Source organism: Streptacidiphilus sp. EB129 (assembly GCF_041262645.1).
Taxonomy (GTDB): domain Bacteria; phylum Actinomycetota; class Actinomycetes; order Streptomycetales; family Streptomycetaceae; genus Streptacidiphilus.
On the sequence record NZ_JBGCCS010000025.1, the window covers coordinates 66,851 to 93,219 of the forward strand.

The window sequence follows — 26,369 nt, forward strand, 5'->3', positions numbered from 1 at the left end:
ACTCCGTCCGTATGATTGTATTTCTACAACCATTGCATGACTACAACTGTTGGTCAATACAGCAAAGCCCGGTGGGCGGTCGCGGCCTGACCGGACGTCCGGTGCTGGAACAGCGCAGCACGGCGGCGGGTGGAGACCGTAGGCTGCGCGCATGGTCGACAACAGCCGTGCCTCCCGGCGGGAGAGCTACACCGTGGAGTCACTGCTCGCGGTCACCGTCCGGGTCTTCAACGAGCGCGGCTACGACGGCACCTCGATGGAGGACCTGTCGCGGGCCGCCGGGATCACCAAGTCGTCGATCTACCACCATGTCCGCGGCAAGGAGGAACTGCTGCGGCTGGCCGTCGGACGGGCCCTGGACGCCCTGTTCGGCACCCTCGCCGAACCGGAGGCCGCCACCGGCCCCGCGGTGTCGCGGCTGGAGCACGTGGTGCGGCGGACCACCGAGGTGCTGCTCACCGAACTGCCGTACGTGACCCTGCTGCTGCGGGTGCGCGGCAACACCGAGACCGAGCAGTGGGCCCTGCAGCGCCGCCGGGAGTTCGACCACCAGGTCGCCGAGCTGCTCGCGCAGGCGGTACGGGACGGGGACCTGCGCACGGACGTGGAGCCCAGGCTGGCGACCCGGCTGCTCTTCGGCATGATCAACTCGCTGGTGGAGTGGTACCGCCCGACCGGCGTGGACGCCACCGACGTCAGGGCCGCGGAGCAGGTGGCCGACGCCGTCACCCACCTCGCCTTCGGCGGGCTGCGCACCCCCCGCTAGCCGCGGCGGCCCGGCGGGTCAGTCGGGCAGCACCGGGGTCCGGTCGGTCTCGTCGAACACCAGCAGGGTGTTGGTGCCGAGCACCTCCGGAATGCCCTGGATCCGGTTGAGCACCAGCTCCCGCAGCGCCCGGTTGTCCACCGTGTGCACCAGCATCAGCACGTCGAACTCGCCGCTCACCAGCGCGATGTGCTCGACACCGGGCAGTTCCAGCAGTTGCCCCCGTACCGAGCGCCAGGAGTTCTGCACGATCTTCAGCGTGATGTACGCCGACGCGCCCTGACCGGCCCGCTCGTGGTCCACCCTGGCGGTGAAGCCGCGGATGACGTTGTCCTCCACCATCCGCGCGATCCGCGCGTAGGCGTTGGCCCGCGAGACATGCACCCGCTCGGCGACCGACCGGATGGACGCCCGGCCGTCCGCCTGGAGCAGCCGCAGGATCGCCCGGTCGATCCGGTCCAGCACCCGGCTCGCGCCGGGCGGCTCCGGGGCGCGGGCCGGCGCCGGGACGGCACGCGGGTCACCCGCGTCGGCCATGTGTTCAGCGGGCATGTCCCTCAGCCCTCCCCTGGTGGACGTCCTGATTCCAGCACAGCGCGAGACCAGCCGTTTGTCCACCACTGGGGGAGGACAGTAGCCGATTCGATCAGACAACCGAACAATCGGTAGGGAGAGCCACCCCTCTCAGCGCCACGTCCCGCACCTCTCCCCACCACCCTCGCAGGAGGTGCCCTCCATGACCGTGCTCGACCACGCGCCCGGATCCGCCCCAGGTTCAGACGCCCCGGGTTCACGCTCCCCAGGTTCAGATGCAGGTTCCGCGACCGCGCCCGGCTGGACGCCCGACGCCCACGGGCCGCGGCGCGACCCCGCACCGCTGCTCCCCGACCCGGAGCCGGTGCGCATCCTGGGCACCCCTGCCCTCGCCGAGATGCCGGCCGAGCTGCTGCGCGACCTCTACCGCCGGCTGGTCGTCGGACGCCGCTACAACCAGCAGGCCACCACGCTGACCAAGCAGGGCAGCCTCGCCGTCTACCCGGCCTCCACCGGCCAGGAGGCCTGCCAGGTCGCCGTCGCGACGGCACTGCGGCCCACCGACTGGCTGTTCCCCAGCTACCGCGACACGCTGGCCGTGGTCTCCCGGGGCGTGGAGCCGATCGAGGCGCTGACCCTGCTGCGCGGCAACGCCCACACCGGCTACGACCCCTATGAGCACCGGGTCGCCCCGCTCTCCACCCCGCTGGCCACCCAGGCCCCGCACGCCGTGGGCCTGGCCCACGCCGCCCGCCTGCGCGGCGAGACCGGCCCCGAGCACGGCGTGGTCGCACTGGCCCTGGTCGGCGACGGCGGCACCAGCGAGGGCGACTTCCACGAGGCGCTGAACTTCGCCGGGGTGCTCAACGCCCCCGTGGTCTTCCTGGTCCAGAACAACGGCTACGCGATCTCGGTGCCGCTGGCCAAGCAGTCCGCCGCTCCGACCCTGGCGCACAAGGCGGTCGGCTACGGCATCCATGGACGTCTGGTCGACGGCAACGACGCCGCCGCGATGCACACTGTGCTCAGCGAGGCCGTGGAGCACGCCCGCTCCGGCCGGGGCCCGGTCCTGGTCGAGGCGGTCACCTACCGACTGGACGCGCACACCAACGCCGACGACGCGGGGCGCTACCGCACCCCGGAGGAGGTCACGGCCTGGCGTCAGCGGGACCCGCTGACCCTGATGGAGCACCATCTGCGCGAGGCCGGTCTGATCGGCGACAAGGACGTGAGCGAGGCGGCCGAGGCCGCCGAGGCGCTCGCCGACCGGATGCGCTCGATGTTTCACGTGAAACCCGAACTGGATCCGATGTCGCTGTTCACCCACGTCTACGCCGAGCCCACACCGCAGCTGCGGGAACAAGCCGCCCAGCTCGCCGCCGAGCTGGCCGCGGAAGCCGAAGGGGAGCAGCAGTGAGCACCACCCTGGCACCCGTCCCGACGCCCGCGCGGACCCAGGCCACCATGGCCCAGGCCCTGAACGCCGCACTGCACGACGCCCTGGAGGCGGACCCGTCCGTGCACGTCATGGGCGAGGACGTCGGCGCCCTCGGCGGGGTCTTCCGGATCACCGACGGACTGGCCGCCACCTTCGGCGCCGACCGCTGTCTGGACACCCCGCTGGCCGAGGCCGGCATCCTCGGCACCGCCGTCGGCATGGCCATGTACGGACTGCGGCCGGTCGTGGAGATGCAGTTCGACGCCTTCGCCTACCCGGCCTTCGAGCAACTGGTCTCCCACGTCGCCCGGATGCGCAACCGCACCGCGGGCCGGATGCCGCTGCCGATCACCATCCGCATCCCCTACGGCGGCGGCATCGGCGGCGTCGAGCACCACAGCGACAGCTCCGAGGCCTACTACGCGCACACCCCCGGGCTGCACGTGGTCACCCCCGCCACCGTCGCCGACTCCTACGGGCTGCTGCGCGCCGCGATCGCCTCCGACGACCCGGTGGTGTTCCTGGAGCCCAAGCGCCTGTACTGGAGCAAGGACGACTGGTCGGCGGCCGACCCGACCCCGATCGAGCCGATGGGCCGCGCCGTGGTCCGCCGCCAGGGCACCTCGGCGACCCTGATCACCTACGGCCCCTCGCTGCCGGTCTGCCTGGAGGCCGCCGAGGCCGCGCGCGCCGAAGGCTGGGACCTGTCCGTCGTCGACCTGCGCACCCTGGCGCCCTTCGACGACGAGACGGTCTGCGCGGCGGTCCGCGCCACCGGACGGGCCGTGGTCGTGCACGAGTCCTCGGGCTTCGCCGGAGTGGGCGCGGAGATCGCCGCCCGGGTGAGCGAACGCTGCTTCCACCACCTCGCCGCCCCGGTACTGCGGGTCACCGGCTTCGACATCCCCTACCCGCCGCCGATGCTGGAGCGCCACCACCTCCCCGGAGTGGACCGCATCCTCGACGCCGTGGCTCGACTCCAGTGGGAGCAGTGACGTGATGCCCTCGGTACGAGAGTTCCCGTTGCCCGACCTCGGTGAGGGGCTGACCTCCGCCGAGATCGTCCGCTGGCTGGTGGAGGTCGGCGACGTGATCGCCGTCGACCAGCCGGTCGCCGAGGTGGAGACCGCCAAGGCCGTGGTCGAGGTGCCCTGCCCGTACGGGGGAGTGGTGACCGCCCGCTTCGGCGAGGCCGGCACGGAGGTCCCGGTCGGCGCCGCCCTGGTCACCGTCGCCGTCAGCCCGCCCGCCGGCGGCAGCCCCGCCCCGACCGACACGGGCTCGGCTTCCGGATCGGGCTCCGGCTCCGGCTCCGGCTCCGGCAACGTGCTGGTCGGGTACGGGACCAGCGAGAGCAGCTCCAGCCGCCGACGCCGCGTGACGAGCCCCCTCAGCGCGCCCACCACCAGCGCAGCCGCGGCACCGCTTGCCGCAGCACCGGTCGCCGCAGGACAGAGCACCGCCGCACAGAGCACCGCAGTACGCGCCGCCGTAGCACCCGCCCCCACGGGCAGGGCCGCGGTGGCAGCCACCCCGGCAGCCCAGCCGTCCGGGCCGGTCGCGGTGATCTCCCCGCTGGTCCGGCGTCTGGCCCGGGAGCAGGGCATCGACCTCGCCGCCCTCACCGGCAGCGGCCCGCAGGGCCTGATCCTCCGCGCGGACGTGGATGCGGCCATCACCCGCCGCGCCCGGCCCACGGCGGCGGCCTCGCCCGCGACCAGTCCCGCGGCCGACGACGTGGTCGTCCCGCTCAAGGGTGTGGCCCGGCTCGCCGCCGCCACCTTCACCCGCAGCCGCCGGGAGATCCCCGACGCCACCTGCTGGGTGGACGCCGACGCCACCGCGCTGCTCGCGGCCCGGGGCGCCCTCAACGCGGGCAGCGCCCCGCAGGACCGGATCGGACTGCTGCCGCTGCTCGCGCGGATCTGCACCGCCGGTCTGGCCCGGCATCCCGAGCTCAACTCCAGCGTGGTCACCGACCAGGACGGCACCGCCACGGGCGTGCGACGTCACTCCGCCGTGCACCTCGGCTTCGCCGCGCAGACCGAGCGCGGCCTCGCCGTCCCGGTGGTGCGCGACGCACACCTGCGCAGCACCGCCGATCTGGCGGTCGAGATGGCTCGGCTGACCGCCGCCGCCCGGGCCGGCCGGCTCACGCCGGCCGAGCTCACCGGCGGCACCTTCACCCTCAACAACTACGGGGTCTTCGGCGTCGACGGCTCCACGCCGATCATCAACCACCCCGAGGCGGCCATGCTGGGCGTCGGCCGGATCGCCGAGAAGCCCTGGGTCCACCAGGGCGAACTGGCGGTCCGCAGGGTCGTGCAGCTGTCCTTCAGCTTCGACCACCGGGTCTGCGACGGCGCGACCGCCGGAGCGTTCCTCCGCTTCGTCGCCGACGCCGTGGAGTCCCCGACCACCCTGCTACGCCACCTCTGACCCGCCTCGCAGGACAAAGCGGTACAGGTCGTCCGCGCCCACCCCGTCCCGTTCGAAGCCCACCCGGGTGAGCACCGCCTGCGACGCGGTGTTTCCCGGTTCGGTGTGCGCGATCAGATGGGAGACCCCTGGCCGGGCCAGGGCGCGGGCGACCAGCAGCCGGGCCGCCTCGGTCGCGTATCCGTTGCCGCGGGCCGAGGCGGCGAGGTCGTAGCCGATCTCGGCGACGCCGTCGCTCGGCGGTCCGTGGAAGCCGATGCCGCCGACCGCGGCCCCGTCCTCCAGCCGGATGATCGCGAACACGCCCCAGGCCGGCTCGTACCCGCCCGCCTGCACGGCCCGGGTCATGCCCGTGCAGGCGTCCCTGGTGCCCCGGTAGGGACCGTCGGGCACCCAGCCGATGCCACCGCTGCCGCCCGCCGCCAGATTCTCGGCCTCGGCCGGCAGGATCTCCCGCAGCTCGACCCGCCCGGTCCGTGCAACCTCGCCCACGGCTGTCATCTGGCCCCCTCCGATTGTGCGTACGTACGTGTACGTCTGAATCCCTGCTCGTGCCGGCTCTACAGCGCCGACCACACGGCGCCGGCTACGACTGCCCGTCCTACAGGACGAAGGCCTGGCTTCCGTCGATGCCCACCAGCGGGCGGCCCGCCGCCTCCCAGGCGTACATGCCCCCGTCCACGTTGAAGGCCTCCCGCCCCTGCGCGACCAGGTACTGCACCACCTGCGCGGAGCGGCCGCCGACGCGGCACACCACGTACAGCCGCTCCTCCGGCAGCTCGTCGATCCTGGCCATCAGCTGCCCCATCGGGATGTGCAGCGCGCCCTCGGCGTGGCCGGCCTCCCACTCGTCCTGCTCGCGCACGTCGAGCAGCGCACCGTCCGCGGGTACGGACGCGACGTCCACGGTGGGAACAGCGGCATGGAACATGGGGGTCTCCATTGCGGTACGGGAACGGTTGCGGTACGGGAATGTCGGACTGTGCTCCTCACACGGTACCGAGCAACCGGTCCAGATCGGCCTGCCGAGTCGCCACCGTGGCCAGCAGCTGCTCGGCGAGCACCTCCAGCAACGCGTCGGGGTCGTCCGGGAGCAGCATCAGCAGCTGTCCCATCGGGCTGTCCGCCAGCTCGGCCTGGGCCGCCTCCAGCTGCCGCAGCCGCGCGGAGAGCCAGTCGAGCCGCTGCAGCAGCCAGGCCGCCCGCTCCGGGGTGCCGGCCGCCGGCGCCGCGCTGTCACCGGTCTCGCCCGCCCACTCCTGGGCCAGCGCGGCCAGCGTCCGGAGATCTCCACGTGCGTACGCCTCGTTCACCCGGGCGATGAACGCGCCGCGCAGCTGCTGCTCCGCCGGGTCCTGGGCCAGGTCCGGGTGGGCCCGGCGGGCCAGGTCGCGGTAGAGCCGCTGGGCCTCCTTGTCGGGGCGGATGCGCTGCGGCGCCTGCGGGATGACGGGCTGTTCGGTCGCCGGGCCGTCGGCGGCGTCGGGGCCGTCGGCCGCTCCCTGGGCGAAGAACTCCTCCAGGTCCGGCATCGGTTCGAGCACGCTGCGGGCCTCGAAGGCCCGCCGGATGTCCTCGGGGCTGCCGGTCCGCGCCGCGGTGGCCTCGGCGATCAGCGCGTCCAGCTCGTCCAGGCGCACGTACATGGGCCCGAGTCGCTGGTGGTGCAGCAGCGCGAAGTTGTCCAGCTCCACGCGCAGCGTCTCGACCTCGACCTCGGCGTCCACCAGCATAGCCTCGGCCTGCGAGATCTCCTGTTCCAGGCGCTGCTCCTCGGGGTCGGTCCACCGGGCCGGGGCGTCGGGAGCCATCTCAACCTCAATACTTGTTGTTTGTACCGCGTGTCCGCCTGGTCACCCTACTGTCCCCGGGGGTACCACAAAGGGCGCACACTGGAGCGTGCGAGCCCGCGCGCACTACTGAACGCCTCAGGACTTCTCCGAATACGGGTATCGGAGCCGATTTTCGTGCTTGCCTGGGATACCCCTGTATCTCCGGAACGTCGGTCCCCGGCTTGCACCACGGTCCAGCCGGGTAGGGCTGTCCGGGCAGACAGGCACCTCGAACAACGGCGGGAGCGGAGAGAGGGTGAGCATGGCGGAGGAGACCTTCACCGCGCCCGAACACGAGTGGCCCCAGGTGACGGAGCCCGGCCATGCACCCGACGCACCCACGGCAGACCGCACCGCAGACCCGGAGACCGCCCCGGCAGCGGCTGAGCCGGTGCCTCAGCCCGCGCCGCCCGGCGTGGTCGCCATGGTGCGGCTGGCCGCGCTCGTGGTCGACCCGGACGGACGGCTGACGCACTGGAACCGCGCCGCCGAGGAGGTCTTCGGGCACCGCCGCGACGACGTCTTCGACCGGCCCGCCGCCGGTCTGCTCCCGCTGGCCCGCAGCGCGGTCACCCCGTACCAGGGCATGCCGGCGCCCGGCGGCGGCAAGCTCGGCGACGCGCTGGACCACCTGGACGACCTCACCGCCTGTGCCTCCTCCTGGTGCGGCGACCTGCTGGTGACCGACCGGGACGGGCGGATCGTCGACGTCCTGTGCTGGGCCTACCGGCTGATCGAGCCGACCGGCCGCAGCCTGCTGGTTCTGGCCGCCGACGCCCGGCCGCTGCGCGCCGCCGGGCCCCGGATCGCACTGGGCAACCACTTCCTCCCCTACGCCACCACCTCGGTCTCCAGTCCGCCCGCACTGCTGGTCGCCCCGGACCGGACCGCGCCCGCCGACGCGGCCGACGCGGGACGCACCACCCAACGGCTGGCCGCGCTGCTGCCCGGCGGCGGCGGGGAGCGCCGGCTGCGGCTGATCGGCCAGGTGGTCGCCGCCGGCGCACCGGCGCTGCTGCTGGACGGTTCCATCCGGCTGCCGGTGCTGCCGCTCGAACCCGGCGACCTGGCCTCCGCCGCCCAGGCGCCGAAGCAGTCGTCGGACCGATCCCCGGCCGAGCCGCTGCAGGAACCCGGCCCGGCACCGGCGGCACCGCGCCCGTCGTCCCCGGCTTCGGCCGTGCTGCCCTCCGTCCCCAGCCCGCGTACCCAGCCGGACCGGGGCGGCCGCACCCCCGCCACCGACTCCCGGCCCGAGGTCCCACGTCCGGCCGGCAGCGACGACGGCCCGTTCAGCGGCCCGCCGACGGTCCCGACGCTCACCCTCCCGGCCGGTGTCACCGGCGCCCGACGGCCCGTACCGCAGCCCGGGACCGAGCCGGTGAACGAGCAGCTGCGGCTGCTCAGCCATGCCGGCGCACGCATCGGCACCACCCTGGACCTGGACGCCACCGTGCACGAGCTCTGCGACGTGGTGGTTCCGGGCATCGCCGACTTCGCCTGCGTGGACCTGCGGGACCGGTTGATCGTGGAGACCGAGCTGCCCCGGGACCGCCCCGACGACGCCACCCAACTGCGACGGGTGGCCCGCACGTTCAGCGAGTCGCTGACCGACTGGGAGCACCGGGTGCACGAGGGCGCCCTGTTCTCGCTGCCCGGCAACACCCCGTCAGGTCTCGCCCTGCAGACCAACCAGCCGGTACTGGTCCCGGTGGTGGATCCCTCCGTGGCCCGCGAGTGCGCGGCCGGCCGGGGCGGCGAGGCGCTCACGGCACTGTTCGAGGGCCGCTCGATGCTGACCCTGCCGCTGGCCGCGCGCGGCACCGTACTGGGCATCCTGACCCTGCTGCGGAATCCCGACCGCCCCGCCTTCGACGAGGCCGACGCCGCGTACCTGCGCGAGCTGGCGGCCCGCGCCGCACTGTCGATCGACAACGCCCGGCTGCACCGGATGGAGGCCAAGACCGCGCTGACGCTGCAGCGCAGCATGCTGCCGACCCGTCCGCCGAAGATCCCCGGGGTGCTGATCGCGCACCGCTACATCCCCGGCGACCGCAGGGCCGAGGTGGGCGGCGACTGGTTCGACGCGGTGCAGCTGCCCGGCAGCCGGGTCGCCCTGGTGGTGGGCGACGTGATGGGCCACGGGCTGCACTCCGCCGTGGCGATGGGCCGGTTCCGGACCGCGATGCAGACCCTGGCCGCACTGGACCTGCCGCCGGGTCAGATCCTGCGCCACCTCGACAACCTGGCCCAGCGGCTCGGCGACGACCATCTGGCGACCTGCCTGTACGCGGTCTACGACCCGATCGCCAGGACCTGCACCATCGCCAGCGCGGGCCATGTTCCGCCGGTGCTGGTGCACCCGGACGGGCGGGGCGAACTGCTGGAGATCCCCTCCGGCGCGCCGATCGGCGTGGGCGGGGTGCCGTTCGCCTCCCGCGAGATCAAGGTCTCCGACGGCAGCATGCTGGTGCTGTGCACGGACGGCCTGGTGGAGATGCGGGGCGGCGACATAGGAGACGGGCTGGCCGCGCTGTGCGGCGACATCGTCGACCCGCGCCGCAGCCCCGACGAGGTCTGCGACACCGTGCTGCAGCGGCTGCACACCGACGACCGCAACGACGACCTGGCGCTGCTGATCGCCCGGTTCGACGGGATCCCGCCGCAGGATGTGATCTCCTGGTCCCTGCAGCTCGACACCTCCGAGGTGCGCCGGGCCCGGCTGCTGGTGCGGGACCAGCTCTCCCGATGGGAGCTCCCGGAGCTCTCCGAAGCGGCCGAGCTGCTGGTCAGCGAGCTGGTCACGAACGCCCTCCGGGTCGCCAAGGACCGGGTCGAGCTGCAGCTGATGCGGGTGGGGAAGCTGCTGGTCGAGGTGAGCGACGACGACCACAACCTGCCCTCGCTGGAGCCCTCGGAGGCCCTGGACGAGGACGGCCGGGGCCTGAGCCTGGTCAGCCATCTGTCGGCGCGCTGGGGCACCAGCCGCAAGGCGGTCGGCAAGGTGGTCTGGTTCGAGCTGCCGCTGCCGCACCGGGGCTGATCGGCACCGGCCCGCGTGGCGCGCCGGGGGCATCCTCTCCTTAGTTGTAAGATGCAACAAAGGAAGGAGCAGCCGCCATGCCCCCCAGCACCACCGCGTCCGACCTGCTCGACGGCGAACGCGCCGAGGCCGTGGACGCGATCCAGCGCGAGCTCACGGCGTTCGCCCGCCGGGCCCGCTCACTGGCCTCGCAGATCCACCCGGGCCTGACCCTGGTCACCTTCACGATCCTGGACCACCTGAACGAACGCGGCGGCTGCCGGGGCACCGACCTCGCCGCCCACTTCATGCTCGACAAGTCCACCGTCAGCCGCCAGGTCGCGTCGCTGGAGAAGCTCGGCCTGGTCGAACGCACCGCCGACCCGGAGGACCTGCGCGGGCAGATCATCCGCCCCTCCACCCAGGGCGCCGACCTGCTGCGCCAGGTCCTGGACCAGCGCCACCGCGCCTATCTGCAGCGGCTGCGCGACTGGGACAAGGACGACCTGGAGCGCTTCGCCGCCTACCTGGCCCGCTACAACGCCAGCGCCTGACCCGCGCGGGCCGCGGAATAACCGGGCCGGGCACCGATCTTGACCCTGAGGTCAGCAGCAGCACCGCCGCTCACCAAGGAGACCCCGCCATGCCGCTCATCCAGGTCAAGCAGATCGCCGGTCGCACCGAGGAGCAGAAGCGCGCCATCGCCCGTGAGCTCACCGACGCGTTCGTCCGCGCCACCGGCGCCAAGCCCGAGTCGATCTGGGTCACCATCGACGAACTCCCGGCGGAGAACTGGGCCACCGGCGGCACCCTGATCGCCGACCGCTGACCGCCTCCGCCCGCCCGCCGTCCCGGCGGGCGTAACGGTTCGGCGGAGCAGCCGCCCCACCGTCGCGCCCGCCGGTCGGTTGTGCCACCCTTTGCCCCAGTGAACGAGGGTACGACGTGGGGGGCACAGCACCATGGGCAACGAGATCCACTTCAGCAACAACTACCGTGACCTGTGCGAGCAGTACGGCACCGGCGCGGGCTTCCAGTTCGAGTTCTCCTGCTCCCGCTGCCAGGACACCTGGCGCTCACCGTTCCAGCCGTACACCAGCGGCCGGATGGCGGGCTGGATGGACAAGGCGGTCAGCGGCGCCTGGGGCGCGCTGGGCCGGGCCGGCAGCGAGGCCAGCACCGCCATCGGCGGCCTGGTCGGCGCCAACTGGGGACCGGCCAAGGACACCGCGTTCCAACGGGCCGTCAGTGACGCCACCGCCCACTTCAACCGCTGTGCCCGGTGCACCAGTTATGTGTGCGAGCGGTGCTGGAACCCGGGCCAGGGACTCTGCCTGGGCTGCGCGCCGGACACCGCCGCCGAGGTCGCCGCCGCCCAGCAGCGGGGCCTGAACGACGTCGCCTCGCAGCGGGCCTACGACTCCGGCGGCACCCGGGGCGCGGCCTACGACGTGGAGCGTCCGACGCAGCTCGTCTGCCCGCAGTGCGCCACCGAGACCCACGGCTCCCGCTTCTGTCCCGGCTGCGGCCACCAGTTGGCGCAGCCGGACCAGTGCACCTCCTGCAACGCCCAGGTGCCGCACGGCGCCGCCTTCTGCCCCGACTGCGGCACCAGGCGCTGACCGCCGTCCGTCGCCCGTCGTCCCGGCCGCGCGGCCGGGACGACGGACCGCACCACCAGGATCGACCACAACGACAAGGTGCCTCCCCCAGCGACTTTCGTCTCCGGGGGAGGCACCTTGTCGGTACTTCCATGTGCGCGAGGGGGGATTTGAACCCCCACGCCCTTTCGGACACTGGCACCTGAAGCCAGCGCGTCTGCCATTCCGCCACTCGCGCAGTGAGTGATGCCGTTGACTCTACCGAAGACTCCCCGGTGTCTTCAAACCAGTTCCTGACTGGTCCTCCGACGTCCCGTTCGGCCTGCGTCAGCGCCTCTCGACAAGAAGAACACTAGCACGTCGGAAGGGGTGTCCCGGCCATACCCCGGTCGCCCGGCGGACGCCGCCGGCTCGCCTCGGAGTCACCCGCGGAGCCCCCGCGACGAGCGAACGACCGGTGATCGACCGGCGGTCACCGCAAGCCGAACGGGTGATCGGCGGATGACCAGCCGCCGCGGCGGGTACGACTCAGCCTGCAGACCCCGACTCTTACCCGTCGGCCTCCACCGGATGGCATCCTTCGCTACGGTGACCCGCGGCGGTGCCGACGTGTCCGATCCCACTGCCCCATCCGCTACGACGAGGAACCGCACACCGGCCCCCGGCGTAGATACGATCAGTAAGGACTACAAGCACGTAGCCGCCACGCGACCGCGCGGTGAGCCCAGAACGCCCGATGGAAGGGGGTGCCCCGTGGGAGCCCTGAAGAAGTTCGAGCAGCGACTCGAGGGTTTTGTCAACGGCGCCTTCGCCAAGGTGTTCAAGTCCGAAGTGCAGCCCGTGGAGATCGCCGGAGCGCTGCAGCGCGAGTGCGACAACAACGCCAGCATCTGGAACCGTGACCGCACCGTCGTCCCCAACGACTTCATGGTGGAGCTCAGCCCCCACGACCACGAGCGGCTGAGCCCGTACGCGGCCCAGCTCGGCGGGGAGCTCGCCGGCATGGTGCGGGAGTACGCCCAGGCGCAGCGCTACTCCTTCATGGGCCCGCTCAAGGTCGCCCTGGAGCGTGCCGAGGACCTGGACACCGGCCTGTACCGGGTACGCAGCCGGATCGAGGCGACCGCCGACGCCGCCCAGCCGCCGGCCGCCGACCCGTACGCCCCGTACGGCGGTCGGCAGGCCGAGGCCTGGCAGCCGCAGGTGCCCCCGATGCCGGCCACCGCTCCGGCGTTCCCCGCGGTGCAGCCGGGCCGGCCGCCGGGGCAGTGGGAGCCGAGCGTCCCGCCGGCCCCGAGCTACGGGCCGCCCCCGCCGCAGGAGGCGGCCGTGCGGCCGATGCCGGGCAGCGGCTACGGCGCGGCCGGGCCGGGCACCCGGCGCTGGCTGGAGATCAACGGTGACCGGCAGCAGGTGACCACTCCGGTGGTGGTGCTGGGCCGGAGCACCGAGGCCGACATCCGGGTCGACGACCCCGGGGTGTCCCGCAAGCATGCCGAGATCCGGATCGGTTCCCCCTCGGTGGTCCAGGACATAGGGTCCACCAACGGCATCGTGGTCGACGGGCAGCACACCCAGCGCGCTACGCTGCATGACGGATCGAAGATCATCATGGGTAGCACCACCATCGTCTACCGGCAAGCCGAAGGGTGACGCGGGGCACATGTCAGAGCTCACCCTCACAGTCATGCGGCTGGGTTTCCTCGCCGTGCTGTGGCTGTTCGTCATCGTCGCGGTGCAGGTCATCCGCAGCGACCTGTTCGGCACCAAGGTGACCCAGCGCACCGCCACCGCCCGGCGCGGCGGGGCCGCGCCGACGGGCCGTCAGGCTCCGCCGCCGCAGCGGGAGGGCCGCCAGCAGCAGACCCAGGCCGGCCGGCCGCGCCGCGGGGCGCCGAGTCAGCTGGTGGTCACCCAGGGCTCGCTCGCGGGCACCACGGTGGCCCTGCAGGGCCAGACGATCACGCTCGGCCGGGCCCACGACTCGACCATCGTGCTCGACGACGACTACGCGTCCTCCCGGCATGCCAGGATCTACCCGGACCAGAGCGGTCAGTGGATCGTCGAGGACCTCAACTCCACCAATGGCACGTACCTGGACCGGACCCGGCTGACCAGCCCGACCCCGCTCCAGCCCGGCGCTGCCATCCGGATCGGCAGGACCGTCATCGAGCTGCGGAAGTAGTCACGCATGAGGCATGCACAGCGGGGCGCGGCACACCCGCGCCCGGCGGGGCTGGACAGCGCACCGTACGATGCATCAACGCACGCTGCACCGGGGCATCGCGCAGGGGACCGAGGGAAGGGGGCGGACGGCACATGAGCCTCGTGCTGCGCTTCGCCGCCGGGTCGCACAAGGGCATGATCCGCGAGGGCAACGAGGACTCCGGCTACGCCGGTCCGCGGCTGCTCGCCGTCGCCGACGGCATGGGCGGCCAGGCGGCCGGCGAGGTGGCCTCCGCGGAGGTCCTCTCCACCATGGTCGAGCTGGACGAGGACGTCCCGGGCAACGATCCGCTGACCGCGTTGAGCCAGGCCGCCGACCGGGCCAACGAGCGGCTGCGGCTGCTGGTCGAGGGCGACCCCTCGCTGGAGGGCATGGGCACCACCCTCACCGCCCTGCTCTGGACCGGCCAGCGGGCCGGTCTGATCCACATCGGCGACTCCCGCGCCTACCTGCTCAGGGACGGCTCGCTCAGCCAGATCACCCAGGACCACACCTGGGTGCAGCGGCTGATCGACGAGGGCCGGATCACCGAGGAGGAGGCCAGCACCCACCCGCAGCGCTCGCTGATCATGCGCGCGCTGATGGGCACCAGCGAGGTCGAGGCGGACCTGTCGATCCGTGAGGTCCGGGCCGGCGACCGCTATCTGATCTGTTCCGACGGCCTCTCCGGGGTGGTCAGCCACCAGACCCTGGAGGAGACCCTCGGCAGCTACTACGCGCCCGAGCAGACCATCGCCGAGCTGATCCAGCTGGCGCTGCGCGGCGGCGGCCCCGACAACATCACCTGCGTGGTCGCCGACGTCCTGGACGTCACCGACGGCGACACCGTGGCCGGGCAGTTCACCGACACGCCGGTCGTGGTCGGCGCGGTCGCCGACGGGCCGCCCACGATCAGCCACCACACCATGGCGAACACCCCCGCCGCCCGCGCCGCCTCGCTCGGCCGCCCGCAGCCCGCCCCGCCCGCCGACGGCGCGGCCGGAGCCGACGGCTACGACGGCGAGGGCTACCCGGACGAGGGCTACGACGGCTACGGCGACGAGGGCCACGGCGACGACCAGGAGGGCGGCCGGCGTTCCCGCCGGCGCCGCCGGGAGCCGCGCAAGCGACGCTGGCTGGCCCCCACGGTGGTGATCCTGGTGCTGCTGGGCCTGCTCGGCGGCGGCGGCTGGTTCGGCTACCAGTGGACCCAGACGCAGTACTACGTCGGCGCGAACGGCGACTCCGTGGCGATCTACCGGGGCGTCAACCAGAACCTGCTGGGCCTGAGCCTGTCCAAGGTCTACCAGTCGACCGGGGTCCAGCTGAAGTTCCTGCCGCAGATCGACCAGAGCCACGTCAAGGACACCATCGGCTTCTCCAGCCTGAACGACGCGCAGCAGCAGATCGCCACCCTGCAGACGCAGGCGGACGTGTGCAAGACCGTGGCTTCCACAGCCTCCACCGTCCCGACGCCGGCCGCGAGCAGCACCCCCCCGGCGACCCCCAAGCCCGGCGCCAGCGCCGGCACCAAGGCCACACCGCCCGCCGCGCCGCCCGCGTCCGCCAGCGCGACCGCCACGCTCACGCCCCAGCAGCAGACCATGGCCGCCCAGTGCGCCGGCGCCTGACCGCGCGTCCTCCGACCCCCCTTCCCGCGTCCGTGCGGCCCGGGCACCGCCCCGGACACCTGCGGTGAGGGCGCCCGGCGGCAGCGGCGAGATCTGGCGGGCCACCGCCACGATCACCCCGCAGGGCGCCCCCAACCGCCGCAACACCGAGCTGGCGCTGCTGGTGCCGGCCGTCCTGATCCCGCTCTTCGCCTTCGCGGACACCGGCCTGGCCATGGACGGCCGGGTGCCCGCGGGGATGCTGGAGTACGGGCTGGGCATGGGACTCTTCGCCCTGCTGGCCCATGTCTCGGTGCGCCGCTACGCGCCGTACGCCGACCCGCTGATGCTGCCCGTCGCCGCCCTGCTGAACGGGCTGGGCCTGGTCTTCATCTGGCGGCTCGACCGGGCCCAGCAGCTGCACCCCAACTACCCGGCCGCGCAGAACCAGCTGATCTGGACCGGCCTGGGCATCGCCCTGTTCATCACGGTCATGGTGCTGCTCAAGGACCACCGGCTGCTGCAGCGCTACACCTACCTCACCGGGCTGGCGGCGCTGGTGCTGTTGGCACTGCCGGCCTTCCTGCCGACCCGGGCGTCCGACTTCGGCGCCAAGATCTGGATCCACGTCGGCGGCTTCTCGATCCAGCCCGGAGAGTTCGTCAAGATCATCCTCCCGGTGTTCTTCTCCGGCTACCTGATGGTCAAGCGGGACGCGCTGGCGCTGGCCAGCCGCCGCTTCCTGGGGCTCTACCTGCCGCGCGGGCGGGACCTGGGCCCGATCATCGCGGTCTGGGTGCTCAGCCTGATGATCCTGGTCTTCGAGACCGACCTGGGCACCTCGCTGCTGTTCTTCGGCATCTTCGTGATCATGCTCTATGTGGCCACCGAGCGGACCAGCTGGATCCTGTTCGGCACGCTGATGGCCGGGCTCGGCTTCTGGCTGGTGGCGTCGAGCGAGGCCCACGTCCAGACCAGGATCACCGCCTGGCTGCACCCGCTGGCCACCGCCCCCGGCGGCGGCGTGGGACAGATCGGCCAGGCCCTGTTCGCGCTCGGCTCCGGCGGCACCCTGGGCACCGGCCTGGGCGAGGGGCACTCCTGGCTGATCGGCTTCGCCGCCAAGAGCGACTTCATCCTCGGCACCATCGGCGAGGAACTCGGGCTGGCCGGGCTGATGGCGCTGTTCCTGCTCTACGCGCTGCTGTTCGAGCGCGGACTGCGGACCGCCCTGGCAGCCCGCGACCCGTTCGGGAAACTGCTGGCGGCGGGCCTGTCCGCGGCCTTCGCGCTGCAGGTCTTCATCGTGGCCGGCGGCGTCACCGGTACCATCCCGTTGACCGGGATGACGCTCCCGTTCATCGCCCAGGGCGGCTCCTCGGTGATCACCAACTGGGCCCTGGTCGCCATCCTGCTGAAGATCAGCGACGTGGCGCGCAGACCGGCGCCCACACCCGCCGACACCCGCACAGAACCGACCCAGGTGCTCAGACCGTCATGAACACCGTGTAGACAGTTAGCTCTGTCCGATCCGCAGCCCTGCCCGAACCGCCCGATCCGCCTACGCAGTACCGCCAGGAGGGGACCCCGCCCGTGAACAAGCCCATCCGACGGGTATCGGTGTTCTGCCTGGTGCTGGTGCTGGCGCTGATGATCCGCGTCAACTACGTGCAGGGCGTCCAGGCCAGTTCGCTGGACCAGAACAAGAACAACCGCCGCATCGCCATCGAGGCCTACAGCTACCCGCGCGGCAACATCATCGTCGGCGGACAGCCGGTCACCAAGGACCTGCTGGTCAACGGCAACTACTACAAGTACCGCCGGGCCTACACCGACGGTGCGATGTACGCGCCGATCACCGGCTACTCCTCGCAGGTCTTCAGCAGCAACCTGCTGGAGAACGTCGAGGACCCGATCCTCACCGGCGACGACTCCCGGCTGTTCTTCCGGAACACCCTGGACCTGATCACCGGCAAGCAGAAGCAGGGCGGCGACGTGGTCACCACGATCGACCCCAAGGTGCAGAAGGCCGCCTGGGACGCCTTCCAGACCAACGGCAAGAAGGGTGCGGCGGTCGCCCTGGACCCGACCACCGGTGCGATCCTCGGCCTGGTCAGCGCGCCCTCGTACGACCCCACCACGATCGCCGGGGCGGACACCGCGAGCAGCACCGCCTGGAACGCCCTGCAGGCGGACCCGTCGAACCCGATGCTGAACCGGGCGCTGCGGCAGACCTACCCGCCCGGCTCCACCTTCAAGCTGATCACCTCGGCCGCCGCGCTGGAGAACAACGTGATCACCGACATCAACGCGCCGACCCAGAGCCCGGCGAAGTACATCCTTCCGCAGACCAGCACCGAGCTGAAGAACGAGGGCGGCGACCAGTGCACCAACGTCTCGATGAACGAGGCGCTACGGGTCTCCTGTAACACCGTCTTCGCCAACATCGGCGACCAGGTCGGCGCCGACAAGATGGTCGCCGAGGCGCAGAAGTTCGGCTTCAACAACCCCAACATGCTGATCCCGGTCGGCGTCGCCGCGAGCAACTACGACACCGGGATGAACCGGCCCTCCAACGCGCTGTCCGCCATCGGCCAGTTCGACACCCGGGCCACCCCGCTGCAGATGGCCATGGTCGCCGCCGCCATCTGCAACAACGGCTCGCTGATGCAGCCGTACCTGGTCTCCCAGCTGCGCTCGGCGAACCTCTCGGTGATCGACCAGACCCAGCCGAAGCAGCTCTCCCAGGCCACCACCCCGCAGGTCGCCGCGCAGATCCAGACCATGATGGAGAACGTCGTCCAGAGCGGCACCGGCACCCCCGCGCAGATCCCCGGGGTCACCGTCGGCGGCAAGACCGGCACCGCGCAGCACGGCGTGAACAACGCCGACAACCCGTACGCGTGGTTCGTGTCCTACGCCAAGGACGGCAACAAGGAGATCGCCGTGGCCGTCGTGGTCGAGGCGAGCAACACCGACCGCACCGAGATCTCCGGCGCCGGGCTGGCCGCGCCGATCGCCAAGGACATGATGAAGGCCTACCTGGGCAAGTGACCTGCGTCTCGTCGCCCGGACGGGAAGACTGCGTTCGGGTGAGCGCTCGCCGCTGGTGAGGGCCCGCATTCAGGTGAGAGACGTGCAAGAGACCAGCGCGGACGGATACCGGTCTCATATCAAGTGGGCCGCCGGAACCGGAACCGTACCCGCGCCCGGTAGCGTATCCGCCAGCAGCGGTCTGCCCATTGCCGCGCGTGCGGATGCGAGCCGAAGCATCCGCAGACCACAGCAGGACCGACAGATCAACCTCGGCACGGGCGAGGGAGAGGGTTGGAACCATGGAAGAACCGCGTCGCCTCGGCGGCCGGTACGAGCTGGGCGGCGTCCTGGGACGCGGCGGAATGGCAGAGGTCTACCTCGGCCACGACATCCGGCTCGGACGCGCCGTCGCTGTGAAGACGCTGCGGGCCGACATGGCCCGTGACCCGTCGTTCCAGGCCCGTTTCCGCCGCGAGGCACAGTCAGCCGCCTCGCTGAACCACCCCTCCATCGTCGCCGTGTACGACACCGGCGAGGACTACATCGACGGGATCTCCATCCCGTACATCGTGATGGAGTACGTCGACGGCTCCACGCTGCGCGAGCTGCTGCACTCCGGGCGGCGGCTGCTGCCCGAGCGTGCGCTGGAGATGACCACCGGCGTCCTGCAGGCGCTGGAGTACTCGCACCGCAACGGCATCGTGCACCGTGACATCAAGCCGGCCAACGTCATGCTGACCCGCAACGGCACGGTCAAGGTGATGGACTTCGGCATCGCCCGTGCCATGGGCGACGCCGGCATGACCATGACGCAGACCGCCGCGGTCATCGGCACGGCCCAGTACCTCTCCCCCGAGCAGGCCAAGGGCGAGCAGGTCGACGCCCGGTCCGACCTGTACTCCACCGGCTGCCTGCTGTACGAGCTGCTCACCATGCGCCCGCCGTTCATCGGCGACTCGCCGGTGGCGGTGGCGTACCAGCACGTCCGCGAGGAGGCGCAGCCTCCGTCGGTGTACGACCCCGAGGTGCGGCCGGAGTACGACGCGATCGTGCTCAAGGCCCTCGCCAAGGAGCGTGACTACCGCTACCAGAGCGCCGACGAGATGCGCGCCGACATCGAGCGGGCCCTGGACGGCCTGCCGGTCGCCGCCGCGCAGACGGTCGCCTACGGCGCCGGCTCGATGGGCGGCTACGACCAGACCCAGGTCTACGGCCAGCAGGACCCCTACGGCCGCACCACGGCGATGCCGCAGCAGAGCGCGGCCGGCCAGACCAGCCTGCTCCCCGGCGTCGGCCAGGGCTACGACGTGGGCGGCGACGGCTACGACGACGGCTACGACGACGGCGCGGGCCCCGGCGGCCGCGGCGACCGCCGCCGGGCCGGCGGCGGCGGCGGGAAGAACCGCAACACCTCCTGGATCATCCTCGCCGTCGCGGCGGTACTGGTCCTGGTCGGCTCGTTCTTCGTGGCCAAGTCCGTGTTCGGCGGCAGCTCCGCCGCCGCCACCTACAACGCCCCCAACCTGGTCGGCCAGGACCTGGCCGGCGCGCAGACCCAGATCGCCAACTTCCCGGGCAACCTGGTCGTGGCCCAGGGCCAGCCGATGGCCTGCGACCCCTCCATCGCCGACAAGGGCAAGGTCTGCCAGCAGTCCCCGGCCGCCGGCACCGCGCTGGCCAAGGGCGGCACCATCACCGTGCGGATCAGCACCGGCGCCCCGGCGAAGGCGGTGCCCGACGTCACCAACAAGACCGTGGACCAGGCCACCCAGGCGCTCCAGGCACAGGGCTTCACCGTCGGCCCGCCGACCTCGGCGAGCAGCAGCACCGTCGCCAGCGGCAACGTCATCAGCACCTCGCCCGCGGCGAACGCCCAGGCACCGGTCGGATCCACGGTCAGCCTGACCGTGTCCACCGGCCAGGCCCAGGTGCAGGCGGCCTACCTGGTGGGCCAGGACCAGAGCCAGCAGAGCCAGCTGACCTCGGTGGGACTGCACGTCGCAGTGAACGTCAGCCAGACGTTCAACACCAGCTACAACGCGAACGCGGTCATCGAGGAGACCTACAACGGACAGCCGATCACCGGCAACCAGCAGGTCCCGGCCGGAAGCACGATCACCATCGTGGTGAACCCGGCCTCCAACCCCACCCAGGGCGGCAACCCGGGAGGAACCACCGGAAGCCCTACCCCGGGGTCCACGGACACCACCGGTAACGGCAACGGCAACGGCAACCAGGGCCAGACCCAGGGCATCATCCAGGGCGTCACCGGCCACTGACCGTCTGTCCGGCCCCTGATCCGGGCCACACCGCGCCACCGCCGGGGGCCGGGGAACACACCACGTTCCCCGGCCCCCGCGTGGAGTTCCAGCGTCCTCATGGTCACGGATTCCCCACCCTGCCCGCTCCGCGCAGCGTCTTCGATGTCCAGCAGGTACGTACGCACCCGCCGGGCCACCTCGCTGTCGCGCAGCAGCATGGCCGTGTTGAGCACGGCCCGGCGCGGGAGGAGCGTCAGGTGCACCCGCCCCTGTGGATAACTCGTCTTTGAAATGGACAAGATGTCCATTTCAAAGCGCTGCAGGTCAGAGCCTCGCAGAACGACGAGGCCGTTTCCCTCCAGCTCCGCCCGGTGGCGCTGGATCACCTTGTGCACAGCTTCGTGCCCAACCTCGAAGTAGTCCGCGACCATCCGCGTGGTCACGTGCACCCCGTCCGGCAGCAGTTCCAGGGCCTTGACCTTGTCGAGCACCTCCACGCGGGTGCCCAACGACGGTTCATACGACCGGTTACGCCGATGCCTCAGCGGAGTTCCGCCGGAAGGTCGCGGGAGGGGTCCACCGGCTGGGTACGGGTGAGCGAGGCCCAGACGGCCATGCGGTAGCGCGAGGTGTAGGCGGGAGTGCAGGTGGTCAGCGTCAGGTAGCGGCCGGGCCGGGTGTAGCCGGACTCCGGCGGCACCGGTGCGGTCACCGCCACGTCGTACTTGGACGTCTGCTGCAGCGTGCTGTCGACCCGGTAGACGTACCAGGTGTCCCGGGTCTCCACCACGACCGGGTCACCGCGCCGCAGCTCCGGCAGGTCGTGGAACCTGGCGCCGTGGCCGTCGCGGTGCGCCGCCATCGCGAAGTTGCCCGAGGCGGCCCAGGGCATCGCCGCCGGGTACGGCTCCTGGTACACCCCGGCCACGCCCTGGTTCAGGGTGTCCAGCCCGGTGCCCATCAGGATCAGCACCGAGAAGTCCCTCCCCAGCCTGGGGATGTGCAGGAAGCCCACCCCGTCCCCGGCCCGGTAGGTCCGCGGCGCGGCGTCGCCCGGGACGGAGGGCGCGGCCCAGGTCCTGAGGACCCGCCGGGTCAGCCCGTCCGCGCTGCGGTCGGCCACCACATTGGTCCACCACAGCGAGTAGGCGACGAACAGCCCCAGCAGCACCCCGAGGGTGATCAGCAGTTCGCCGAGCAGGCCGAGGACGGCGGGCAGACGGCGGGACGGTGCTTCGGACGGACGCGGCATGCGCTGGCTCCTCGGAACGGACGGGGTGCCCGGCCACCCGTCCGTCCGTGGCGCACCGTCAGCCGGACTGCAGCGCCTGGGGCTTGCGGCCCGAGCTCTTCGGCAGGTCCTCGGTCAGCTTGCCCCACACGGCCATCCGGTAGGTCGAGGTGAACTCCGGTGTACAGGTGGTCAGTGTGATGTACTGGCCCGGCCCCTTGAAGCCGGACTCCGGCGGCACGGGCGCGATCACGCTGACATCGCTCGGCGAGGTCTGCGCCAGGGTGCTCGTCACCGTGTAGGTGTAGTAGTCGTAGGCGGTCTCCACGACGACCTTGTCGCCCGGGACCAGCCGGTTGATGTAGCGGAACGGCTCGCCGTGCGTGTTGCGGTGCCCGGCCAGCGCGAAGTTGCCGGTGGCCGCCCACGGGAAGGCCGTCTCCAGCGCCCCCGTGTAGTGCCCGACCAGGCCGTTGTCGAGGATGGACGCCTTGTCCACACCCTCGGCGATCGGCGTCATCACATCCAGCTTGGGGATGTAGATGATGGCGAACTTGGTGCCGGGGGATATGGAGGTCGGGTACGCGGGATGGGCCTTGGAGGTACCCGCGCCGCCGCCGGACGGCGCCCACTGCTGCTCCAGCGTCTTCGCGGTGCCGTTGGCGTAGCTGTCCGCCGCGACGTTGGTCCACCACAGCTGGTAGGCGACGAAGAGGAACATCACCACGCCCAGCGTGATGAACAGCTCCCCCATCACCCGCACCGCGATGATCCCGGCGCTCTCCTTGACCTGCGGCCGCCCGCCACCGCGACGCGCGCCCCGGCGACGGCCCTGCTCGGCCCGGCGCCGTGCGGCCCGGCCACCGGCCAGCGGCTCGTCCGTGAGCACCGCGCCGAACGCCGCCCCGCGCGGGACCCGCAGCGCGAGCGTGTCGGAGCTGTCGGGCTGCGGCTGCACCGGGTAACGCTCGGCGCCGCCGCCGTACGGCCCGCCGCCGTGTTGACCGCCGCCCTGTTGACCGCTGCCGTGTTGGCCACCGTCGTGGAGACGCTCGCCCGGAAGGCCCTCGCCGGGCTGCCGGTAGACGCTCTCGCCGCCGGGGGAGTCCCAGTCGCCCCCCGGTTGGGACTCCCAGGGGGAGCTCCGCTCCGGGCGCAGCGCGGTCACGCGACGCCCCTGCCGATCACCGGCGCCAGGCCGCCGGACCGTCCCACCGCGTCCTGGTCCCCGCACACCGCGAGCCAGTTGGCGAGCATCCGGTGGCCGCCCTCGGTGAGTACCGACTCGGGGTGGAACTGCACGCCCTCGATCGGCAGTTCACGGTGCCGCAGGCCCATCACCAGTCCGGAGTCGGTCCATGCGGTGACCACCAGCTCGGCCGGCACGGTGTCCCGCTCGACCGCGAGCGAGTGATAGCGGGTCGCGGTCAGCGGCGAGTGCAGTCCGGCGAACACCCCGCCGTCCTCGTGGCTGACCGCCGAGGTCTTGCCGTGCAGCAGCTCGGGGGCCCGGTCGACGACCGCGCCGTAGGCGACCGCGATGGACTGGAGTCCCAGGCAGACCCCGAACACCGGCAGGCCGGCCTCGGCGCAGTGGTGCACCATCTCGATGCAGACCCCGGCCTCCTCGGGCGTACCGGGGCCGGGGGAGAGCAGCACCCCGTCGTAGGCGTCCCTGGTCACCGAGGCGACCTCGACCTCGTCATTGCGCACGACCTCGCAGGTCGCGCCCAACTGGTAGAGGTACTGGACCAGGTTGAAGACGAAGCTGTCGTAGTTGTCGACGACGAGGATGCGGGCTGGGGTGGCCATCAGACTGCGACTCCGGTCGGAACGAGGGGCAGGTACGTCGGGAGGGCCGCGCCGTTGAGCGCGGGCGCCGAGGGCTTGCCGGAGCCGGACGGCGCCGTGCTCGGCGTCGCCCCGGGGGTGCCGACCGGCTGCACGCTGGTGGTGCCGCCGTTGTTCACAGTGACGTCGCCGAAGGGGAGCAGCGGTTCCGCCCAGGGGAAGACCCACTGGAAGAGGACGGCGACCACGGCGAGGAAGAGCACCAGCGAGAGGAACGCCCGCACCAGACCGTTGCCGGGCAGCCGGTGCCAGATCCACGAGTACACCGCGCTCCCACCTCCCTCGTCCCGTCTCCACGTCCCGCGCCGGGCGCGGCCGAACGCATCGCCGCACCAGAGTACGGGGCCGGGCCCGTGGCAGGGGCGCCACCCGCCCAGCCTTTACCCATCTCTCTCCGGCCCCGGTGGTCCGCTCACCCCCGCAGGGCGGCCGGTGTCCCCTGGGTCACCGGCGTGACCGACTGCAACCGGCCCCACTCGATCAGCCGGTGGCTGTGTCCCCAGGGCGGATCACAGGTGGTCAGCGTCAGATAGTGGCCCGGCACGGTGAAGCCGGACTCGGCCGGGACCGGGTCCAGCACCTGGACGTCCGTGGGCAGGGTGAGGAACGGCGTGCGGGTGATCACATAGACGTACCAGTCGGTGCCGTCGTCGAGGACGACCGCGTCGCCGGGGCGCAGCTCAGGGAAGTCGTTGAACGGGTTGCCGTAGGTCCGGCGGTGTCCGGCCAGCGCGAAGTTGCCCGCCCCGCCCAGCGCCGCGGTCCCGGTGTAGTGGCCGATGCCGTGCTGCAGGTCGGTGACGCCGGTCCCCTCGACCACCGGCTTCTTCCAGTCCCTGCCGAAGCGCGGGATGTACAGGACGGCGAAGGCCTGCCCCGGTGGATAGGCGGCCGCAGCGGGTCCGGCCGACGGGGAGGCCGTGGCCGGGCCGCCGGGGGCGGCGACGGTGGGGGAGTCGGAGGGAGAGCCGGCCGGGGCGGCCGCGGACTGCTGCCACTGCGCCTGCAGCCGGGAGATCTCACCGCCCATGGCGCTGTCGGCGGTGACGCTGGTCCAGAACAGCACGTAGACGGTGAACAGCACGATCAGCCCGCCGGCGGTGATGCAGAGTTCCACCAGCGTCCGGGCTATCGCGCGTCCCACCTGTCGCACTCCCCCCGGATGTCACCCCTGCGCCGTGGCGTACTGGAGGTCCACTGTGCCCGAGTAGGCGGGAAGAGTCATCGTCTTCGGCTGGTCCATTTTCCAGCCCAGACCGTAGGCGCTGACGTACTCCAGATAGGTCTGGATGTAGCTGTCCTGGTTGAGCGCCGCGGAGAGCGCCTGCTGGTTGCCGACCGCCCTGATCACGTACGGCGGGGAGTAGACCCGGCCCTGCAGGATCAGCTGGTTGCCGACACAGCGGACCGCGCTGGTGGAGATCAGCCGCTGGTCCTGCACCTGTATCCCCTGGGCGCCGCCCCGCCACAGCGCGTTGACCACAGCCTGCAGGTCCTGCTGGTGCACCACCAGGTCGTCCGGCTGCGGCTGCGGGATACCCGGGATCTTGGCGGTGGCTCCGGGCGGCGCGTCGTTCAGGGTGACCACCACACCGGTACCGTGCAGCGGGTCGAGACCGGCCTGCTGTTCCAGGACGGCCAGCCGCCTGAGGTCGTCGGGGTTCTGCGAGTGCTGGGCGGCCAGCGCGTCGATCTGGGCGCGGAGGGCGGCGACGGCGTTCTCGTCCGCCGCGTTCTCCTGGCTGCGCTGCTGTATCAGGTCGGACAGCCGGAGCAGGGTGTCGTCGTTGCGCAGCGAGGTTCCGTGGGCGGTCTGGGCGCTGACATAGAAGAGCAAGCCGGCGAGGGCGAAGACCATACATGTCGCGAAACGACCGACAATCCGGGCACTGCCACCGCGCGACCGAGGTCTCGCTTCGGAAACTGGCGGAACTTCTCGCGAATCTGCCACGTACCCTTATCTCCTTCTGACTCCGCGAGCCACTACGCTAACGGACGCTGGAGACGTATGCGGCGATCCACGGTCGCACCGACCGCCCGCCGCCGCTCCCCCACAACCCACAGCTCAGCAGCCGCTCCGGGACAGACCCAGGGCCATGCAGCGCAGCGCATCGACAGGAGTGCCCCTCGTGCCGAAGTCCCGTATCCGGAAGAAGTCGGACTACACCCCGCCCACCACGGCGACAGCGGTGAAGTTGAGTTCGGGACGCAGCTGGATCGCACCGCTGATGCTGGGGCTGTTCCTGGTCGGCCTGATCTGGATCGTCGTCTACTACGTGACCAGCGCCGCCTGGCCGATCGAGGCCATCGGCAACTGGAACATCGTCATCGGTTTCGCGTTCATCGCGGGCGGGTTCGGCGTTTCCACGCAGTGGAAGTAGCCTTCCCGGCGAACGACGGGGCCGCTGGGATGTTCGTTGTCCACATGGTTATCCACAGTGGGGAAAACCATGACTATCTGTGGATAACTTGAACCCACCAGCCCCTCGCACACCTGCCCCATGCTTGTCAAAGCGATCAAAGTGGCTGGTGGACGCGGGTA

General features: G+C 71.7%; 25 protein-coding genes and 1 tRNA gene. 15 read left to right on the plus strand and 11 right to left on the minus strand.

The genetic code is table 11. The features are described 5' to 3' along the window. The first annotated feature begins 151 nt into the window (after positions 1 to 151). Positions 152 to 766 carry a TetR/AcrR family transcriptional regulator gene (locus tag ABH925_RS26510; protein WP_370151528.1) on the plus strand — a complete coding sequence of 205 codons (615 nt, stop codon included), beginning with the start codon at positions 152 to 154 and terminating at the stop codon, positions 764 to 766. An 18-nt stretch (positions 767 to 784) separates the two neighbouring features. Here ABH925_RS26510 and ABH925_RS26515 read toward each other — a convergent pair whose 3' ends face one another. Further along, positions 785 to 1,318, minus strand: a complete 534-nt coding sequence (locus ABH925_RS26515; protein WP_370151530.1) for an Lrp/AsnC family transcriptional regulator — start codon at positions 1,316 to 1,318, stop codon at positions 785 to 787. 184 nt (positions 1,319 to 1,502) lie between these two features. On the opposite strand from ABH925_RS26515, the gene ABH925_RS26520 reads away from it, so the two are divergent. From ABH925_RS26520 to ABH925_RS26530, 3 genes are read left to right on the plus strand one after another with little or no spacing between them, the layout of a single operon-like run. Beyond that, positions 1,503 to 2,717, plus strand: a complete 1,215-nt coding sequence (locus ABH925_RS26520) for a thiamine pyrophosphate-dependent dehydrogenase E1 component subunit alpha (RefSeq protein ID WP_370151531.1) — start codon at positions 1,503 to 1,505, stop codon at positions 2,715 to 2,717. A 47-nt stretch (positions 2,718 to 2,764) separates the two neighbouring features. Continuing rightward, positions 2,765 to 3,733 carry an alpha-ketoacid dehydrogenase subunit beta gene (locus tag ABH925_RS26525; protein WP_370151603.1) on the plus strand — a complete coding sequence of 323 codons (969 nt, stop codon included), beginning with the start codon at positions 2,765 to 2,767 and terminating at the stop codon, positions 3,731 to 3,733. A 4-nt stretch (positions 3,734 to 3,737) separates the two neighbouring features. Then, positions 3,738 to 5,177 carry a dihydrolipoamide acetyltransferase family protein gene (locus ABH925_RS26530; RefSeq protein WP_370151533.1) on the plus strand — a complete coding sequence of 480 codons (1,440 nt, stop codon included), beginning with the start codon at positions 3,738 to 3,740 and terminating at the stop codon, positions 5,175 to 5,177. Here the strand turns inward: ABH925_RS26530 and ABH925_RS26535 are convergent. From ABH925_RS26535 to ABH925_RS26545, 3 genes are all read right to left on the minus strand, one after another. Then, positions 5,163 to 5,669 carry a GNAT family N-acetyltransferase gene (locus tag ABH925_RS26535; protein ID WP_370151536.1) on the minus strand — a complete coding sequence of 169 codons (507 nt, stop codon included), beginning with the start codon at positions 5,667 to 5,669 and terminating at the stop codon, positions 5,163 to 5,165. The two genes, ABH925_RS26530 and ABH925_RS26535, sit on opposite strands and share 15 nt — an antisense overlap. Before the next feature lie 109 nt (positions 5,670 to 5,778). Continuing rightward, on the minus strand, positions 5,779 to 6,108 hold the full coding sequence (locus ABH925_RS26540) for a rhodanese-like domain-containing protein (protein ID WP_370151539.1): 330 nt from the start codon (positions 6,106 to 6,108) through the stop codon (positions 5,779 to 5,781). A gap of 58 nt (positions 6,109 to 6,166) precedes the next feature. Beyond that, positions 6,167 to 6,988, minus strand: coding sequence for a hypothetical protein (locus ABH925_RS26545; protein ID WP_370151541.1), 822 nt, complete (start codon positions 6,986 to 6,988; stop codon positions 6,167 to 6,169). 283 nt (positions 6,989 to 7,271) lie between these two features. Here ABH925_RS26545 and ABH925_RS26550 point away from each other — a divergent pair, with 283 nt between their 5' ends. The 4 genes from ABH925_RS26550 to ABH925_RS26565 all read left to right on the plus strand — a co-directional run bounded on the left by ABH925_RS26550 (position 7,272) and on the right by ABH925_RS26565 (position 11,653). Continuing rightward, positions 7,272 to 10,052: a SpoIIE family protein phosphatase gene (locus ABH925_RS26550; RefSeq protein WP_370151605.1), complete on the plus strand. Its 2,781-nt coding sequence runs from the start codon at positions 7,272 to 7,274 to the stop codon at positions 10,050 to 10,052. Positions 10,053 to 10,129: 77 nt separating this feature from the next. Continuing rightward, positions 10,130 to 10,585, plus strand: a complete 456-nt coding sequence (locus ABH925_RS26555) for a MarR family winged helix-turn-helix transcriptional regulator (RefSeq protein WP_370151543.1) — start codon at positions 10,130 to 10,132, stop codon at positions 10,583 to 10,585. An 89-nt stretch (positions 10,586 to 10,674) separates the two neighbouring features. Then, entirely contained in the window at positions 10,675 to 10,860 is a 186-nt protein-coding gene (locus tag ABH925_RS26560; RefSeq protein ID WP_370151544.1) for a 2-hydroxymuconate tautomerase, read from the plus strand. Between the two features lie 133 nt (positions 10,861 to 10,993). Continuing rightward, complete coding sequence (locus ABH925_RS26565) at positions 10,994 to 11,653, plus strand: zinc ribbon domain-containing protein (protein ID WP_370151547.1); 660 nt, start codon at positions 10,994 to 10,996, stop codon at positions 11,651 to 11,653. A 134-nt stretch (positions 11,654 to 11,787) separates the two neighbouring features. On the opposite strand, the gene ABH925_RS26570 is transcribed toward ABH925_RS26565, so the two are convergent. Next, a tRNA-Leu gene (locus tag ABH925_RS26570) sits at positions 11,788 to 11,870 on the minus strand. A 515-nt stretch (positions 11,871 to 12,385) separates the two neighbouring features. Here ABH925_RS26570 and ABH925_RS26575 point away from each other — a divergent pair. From ABH925_RS26575 to pknB, 6 genes are all read left to right on the plus strand, one after another. Then, entirely contained in the window at positions 12,386 to 13,285 is a 900-nt protein-coding gene (locus ABH925_RS26575; protein ID WP_370151549.1) for an FhaA domain-containing protein, read from the plus strand. 10 nt (positions 13,286 to 13,295) lie between these two features. After that, positions 13,296 to 13,817 carry an FHA domain-containing protein gene (locus ABH925_RS26580; RefSeq protein WP_370151551.1) on the plus strand — a complete coding sequence of 174 codons (522 nt, stop codon included), beginning with the start codon at positions 13,296 to 13,298 and terminating at the stop codon, positions 13,815 to 13,817. 134 nt (positions 13,818 to 13,951) lie between these two features. Next, positions 13,952 to 15,469: a PP2C family serine/threonine-protein phosphatase gene (locus tag ABH925_RS26585; protein WP_370151553.1), complete on the plus strand. Its 1,518-nt coding sequence runs from the start codon at positions 13,952 to 13,954 to the stop codon at positions 15,467 to 15,469. Positions 15,470 to 15,533: 64 nt separating this feature from the next. Next, the gene (locus tag ABH925_RS26590) at positions 15,534 to 16,949 is read left to right on the plus strand and encodes an FtsW/RodA/SpoVE family cell cycle protein (RefSeq protein WP_370151555.1); all 1,416 of its coding nucleotides are present in this window, start codon (positions 15,534 to 15,536) and stop codon (positions 16,947 to 16,949) included. 92 nt (positions 16,950 to 17,041) lie between these two features. After that, positions 17,042 to 18,502, plus strand: a complete 1,461-nt coding sequence (locus ABH925_RS26595) for a peptidoglycan D,D-transpeptidase FtsI family protein (RefSeq protein WP_370151557.1) — start codon at positions 17,042 to 17,044, stop codon at positions 18,500 to 18,502. Between the two features lie 281 nt (positions 18,503 to 18,783). Further along, positions 18,784 to 20,763 carry a Stk1 family PASTA domain-containing Ser/Thr kinase gene (gene pknB / locus ABH925_RS26600; RefSeq protein WP_370151558.1) on the plus strand — a complete coding sequence of 660 codons (1,980 nt, stop codon included), beginning with the start codon at positions 18,784 to 18,786 and terminating at the stop codon, positions 20,761 to 20,763. A gap of 523 nt (positions 20,764 to 21,286) precedes the next feature. Here pknB and ABH925_RS26605 read toward each other — a convergent pair. The 6 genes from ABH925_RS26605 to ABH925_RS26630 all read right to left on the minus strand — a co-directional run bounded on the left by ABH925_RS26605 (position 21,287) and on the right by ABH925_RS26630 (position 25,685). Continuing rightward, on the minus strand, positions 21,287 to 21,997 hold the full coding sequence (locus tag ABH925_RS26605; RefSeq protein WP_370151560.1) for a class E sortase: 711 nt from the start codon (positions 21,995 to 21,997) through the stop codon (positions 21,287 to 21,289). A gap of 58 nt (positions 21,998 to 22,055) precedes the next feature. After that, a complete protein-coding gene (locus ABH925_RS26610; RefSeq protein WP_370151562.1) occupies positions 22,056 to 23,144 on the minus strand; it encodes a class E sortase in 1,089 nt (362 codons plus the stop codon). Further along, the gene (locus ABH925_RS26615) at positions 23,141 to 23,788 is read right to left on the minus strand and encodes an aminodeoxychorismate/anthranilate synthase component II (protein ID WP_370151564.1); all 648 of its coding nucleotides are present in this window, start codon (positions 23,786 to 23,788) and stop codon (positions 23,141 to 23,143) included. Before ABH925_RS26615 ends, ABH925_RS26610 begins: the two co-directional genes overlap by 4 nt. Further along, complete coding sequence (locus ABH925_RS26620) at positions 23,788 to 24,093, minus strand: hypothetical protein (protein WP_370151614.1); 306 nt, start codon at positions 24,091 to 24,093, stop codon at positions 23,788 to 23,790. Before ABH925_RS26620 ends, ABH925_RS26615 begins: the two co-directional genes overlap by 1 nt. Positions 24,094 to 24,239: 146 nt before the next feature. Then, entirely contained in the window at positions 24,240 to 24,971 is a 732-nt protein-coding gene (locus tag ABH925_RS26625) for a class E sortase (RefSeq protein WP_370151566.1), read from the minus strand. A gap of 21 nt (positions 24,972 to 24,992) precedes the next feature. After that, complete coding sequence (locus ABH925_RS26630) at positions 24,993 to 25,685, minus strand: DUF881 domain-containing protein (RefSeq protein ID WP_370151569.1); 693 nt, start codon at positions 25,683 to 25,685, stop codon at positions 24,993 to 24,995. Positions 25,686 to 25,956: 271 nt separating this feature from the next. Between ABH925_RS26630 and crgA the strand changes: the two genes are divergently transcribed. Then, a complete protein-coding gene (crgA, locus tag ABH925_RS26635; RefSeq protein ID WP_370151571.1) occupies positions 25,957 to 26,208 on the plus strand; it encodes a cell division protein CrgA in 252 nt (83 codons plus the stop codon). Positions 26,209 to 26,369: the final 161 nt, after the last annotated feature.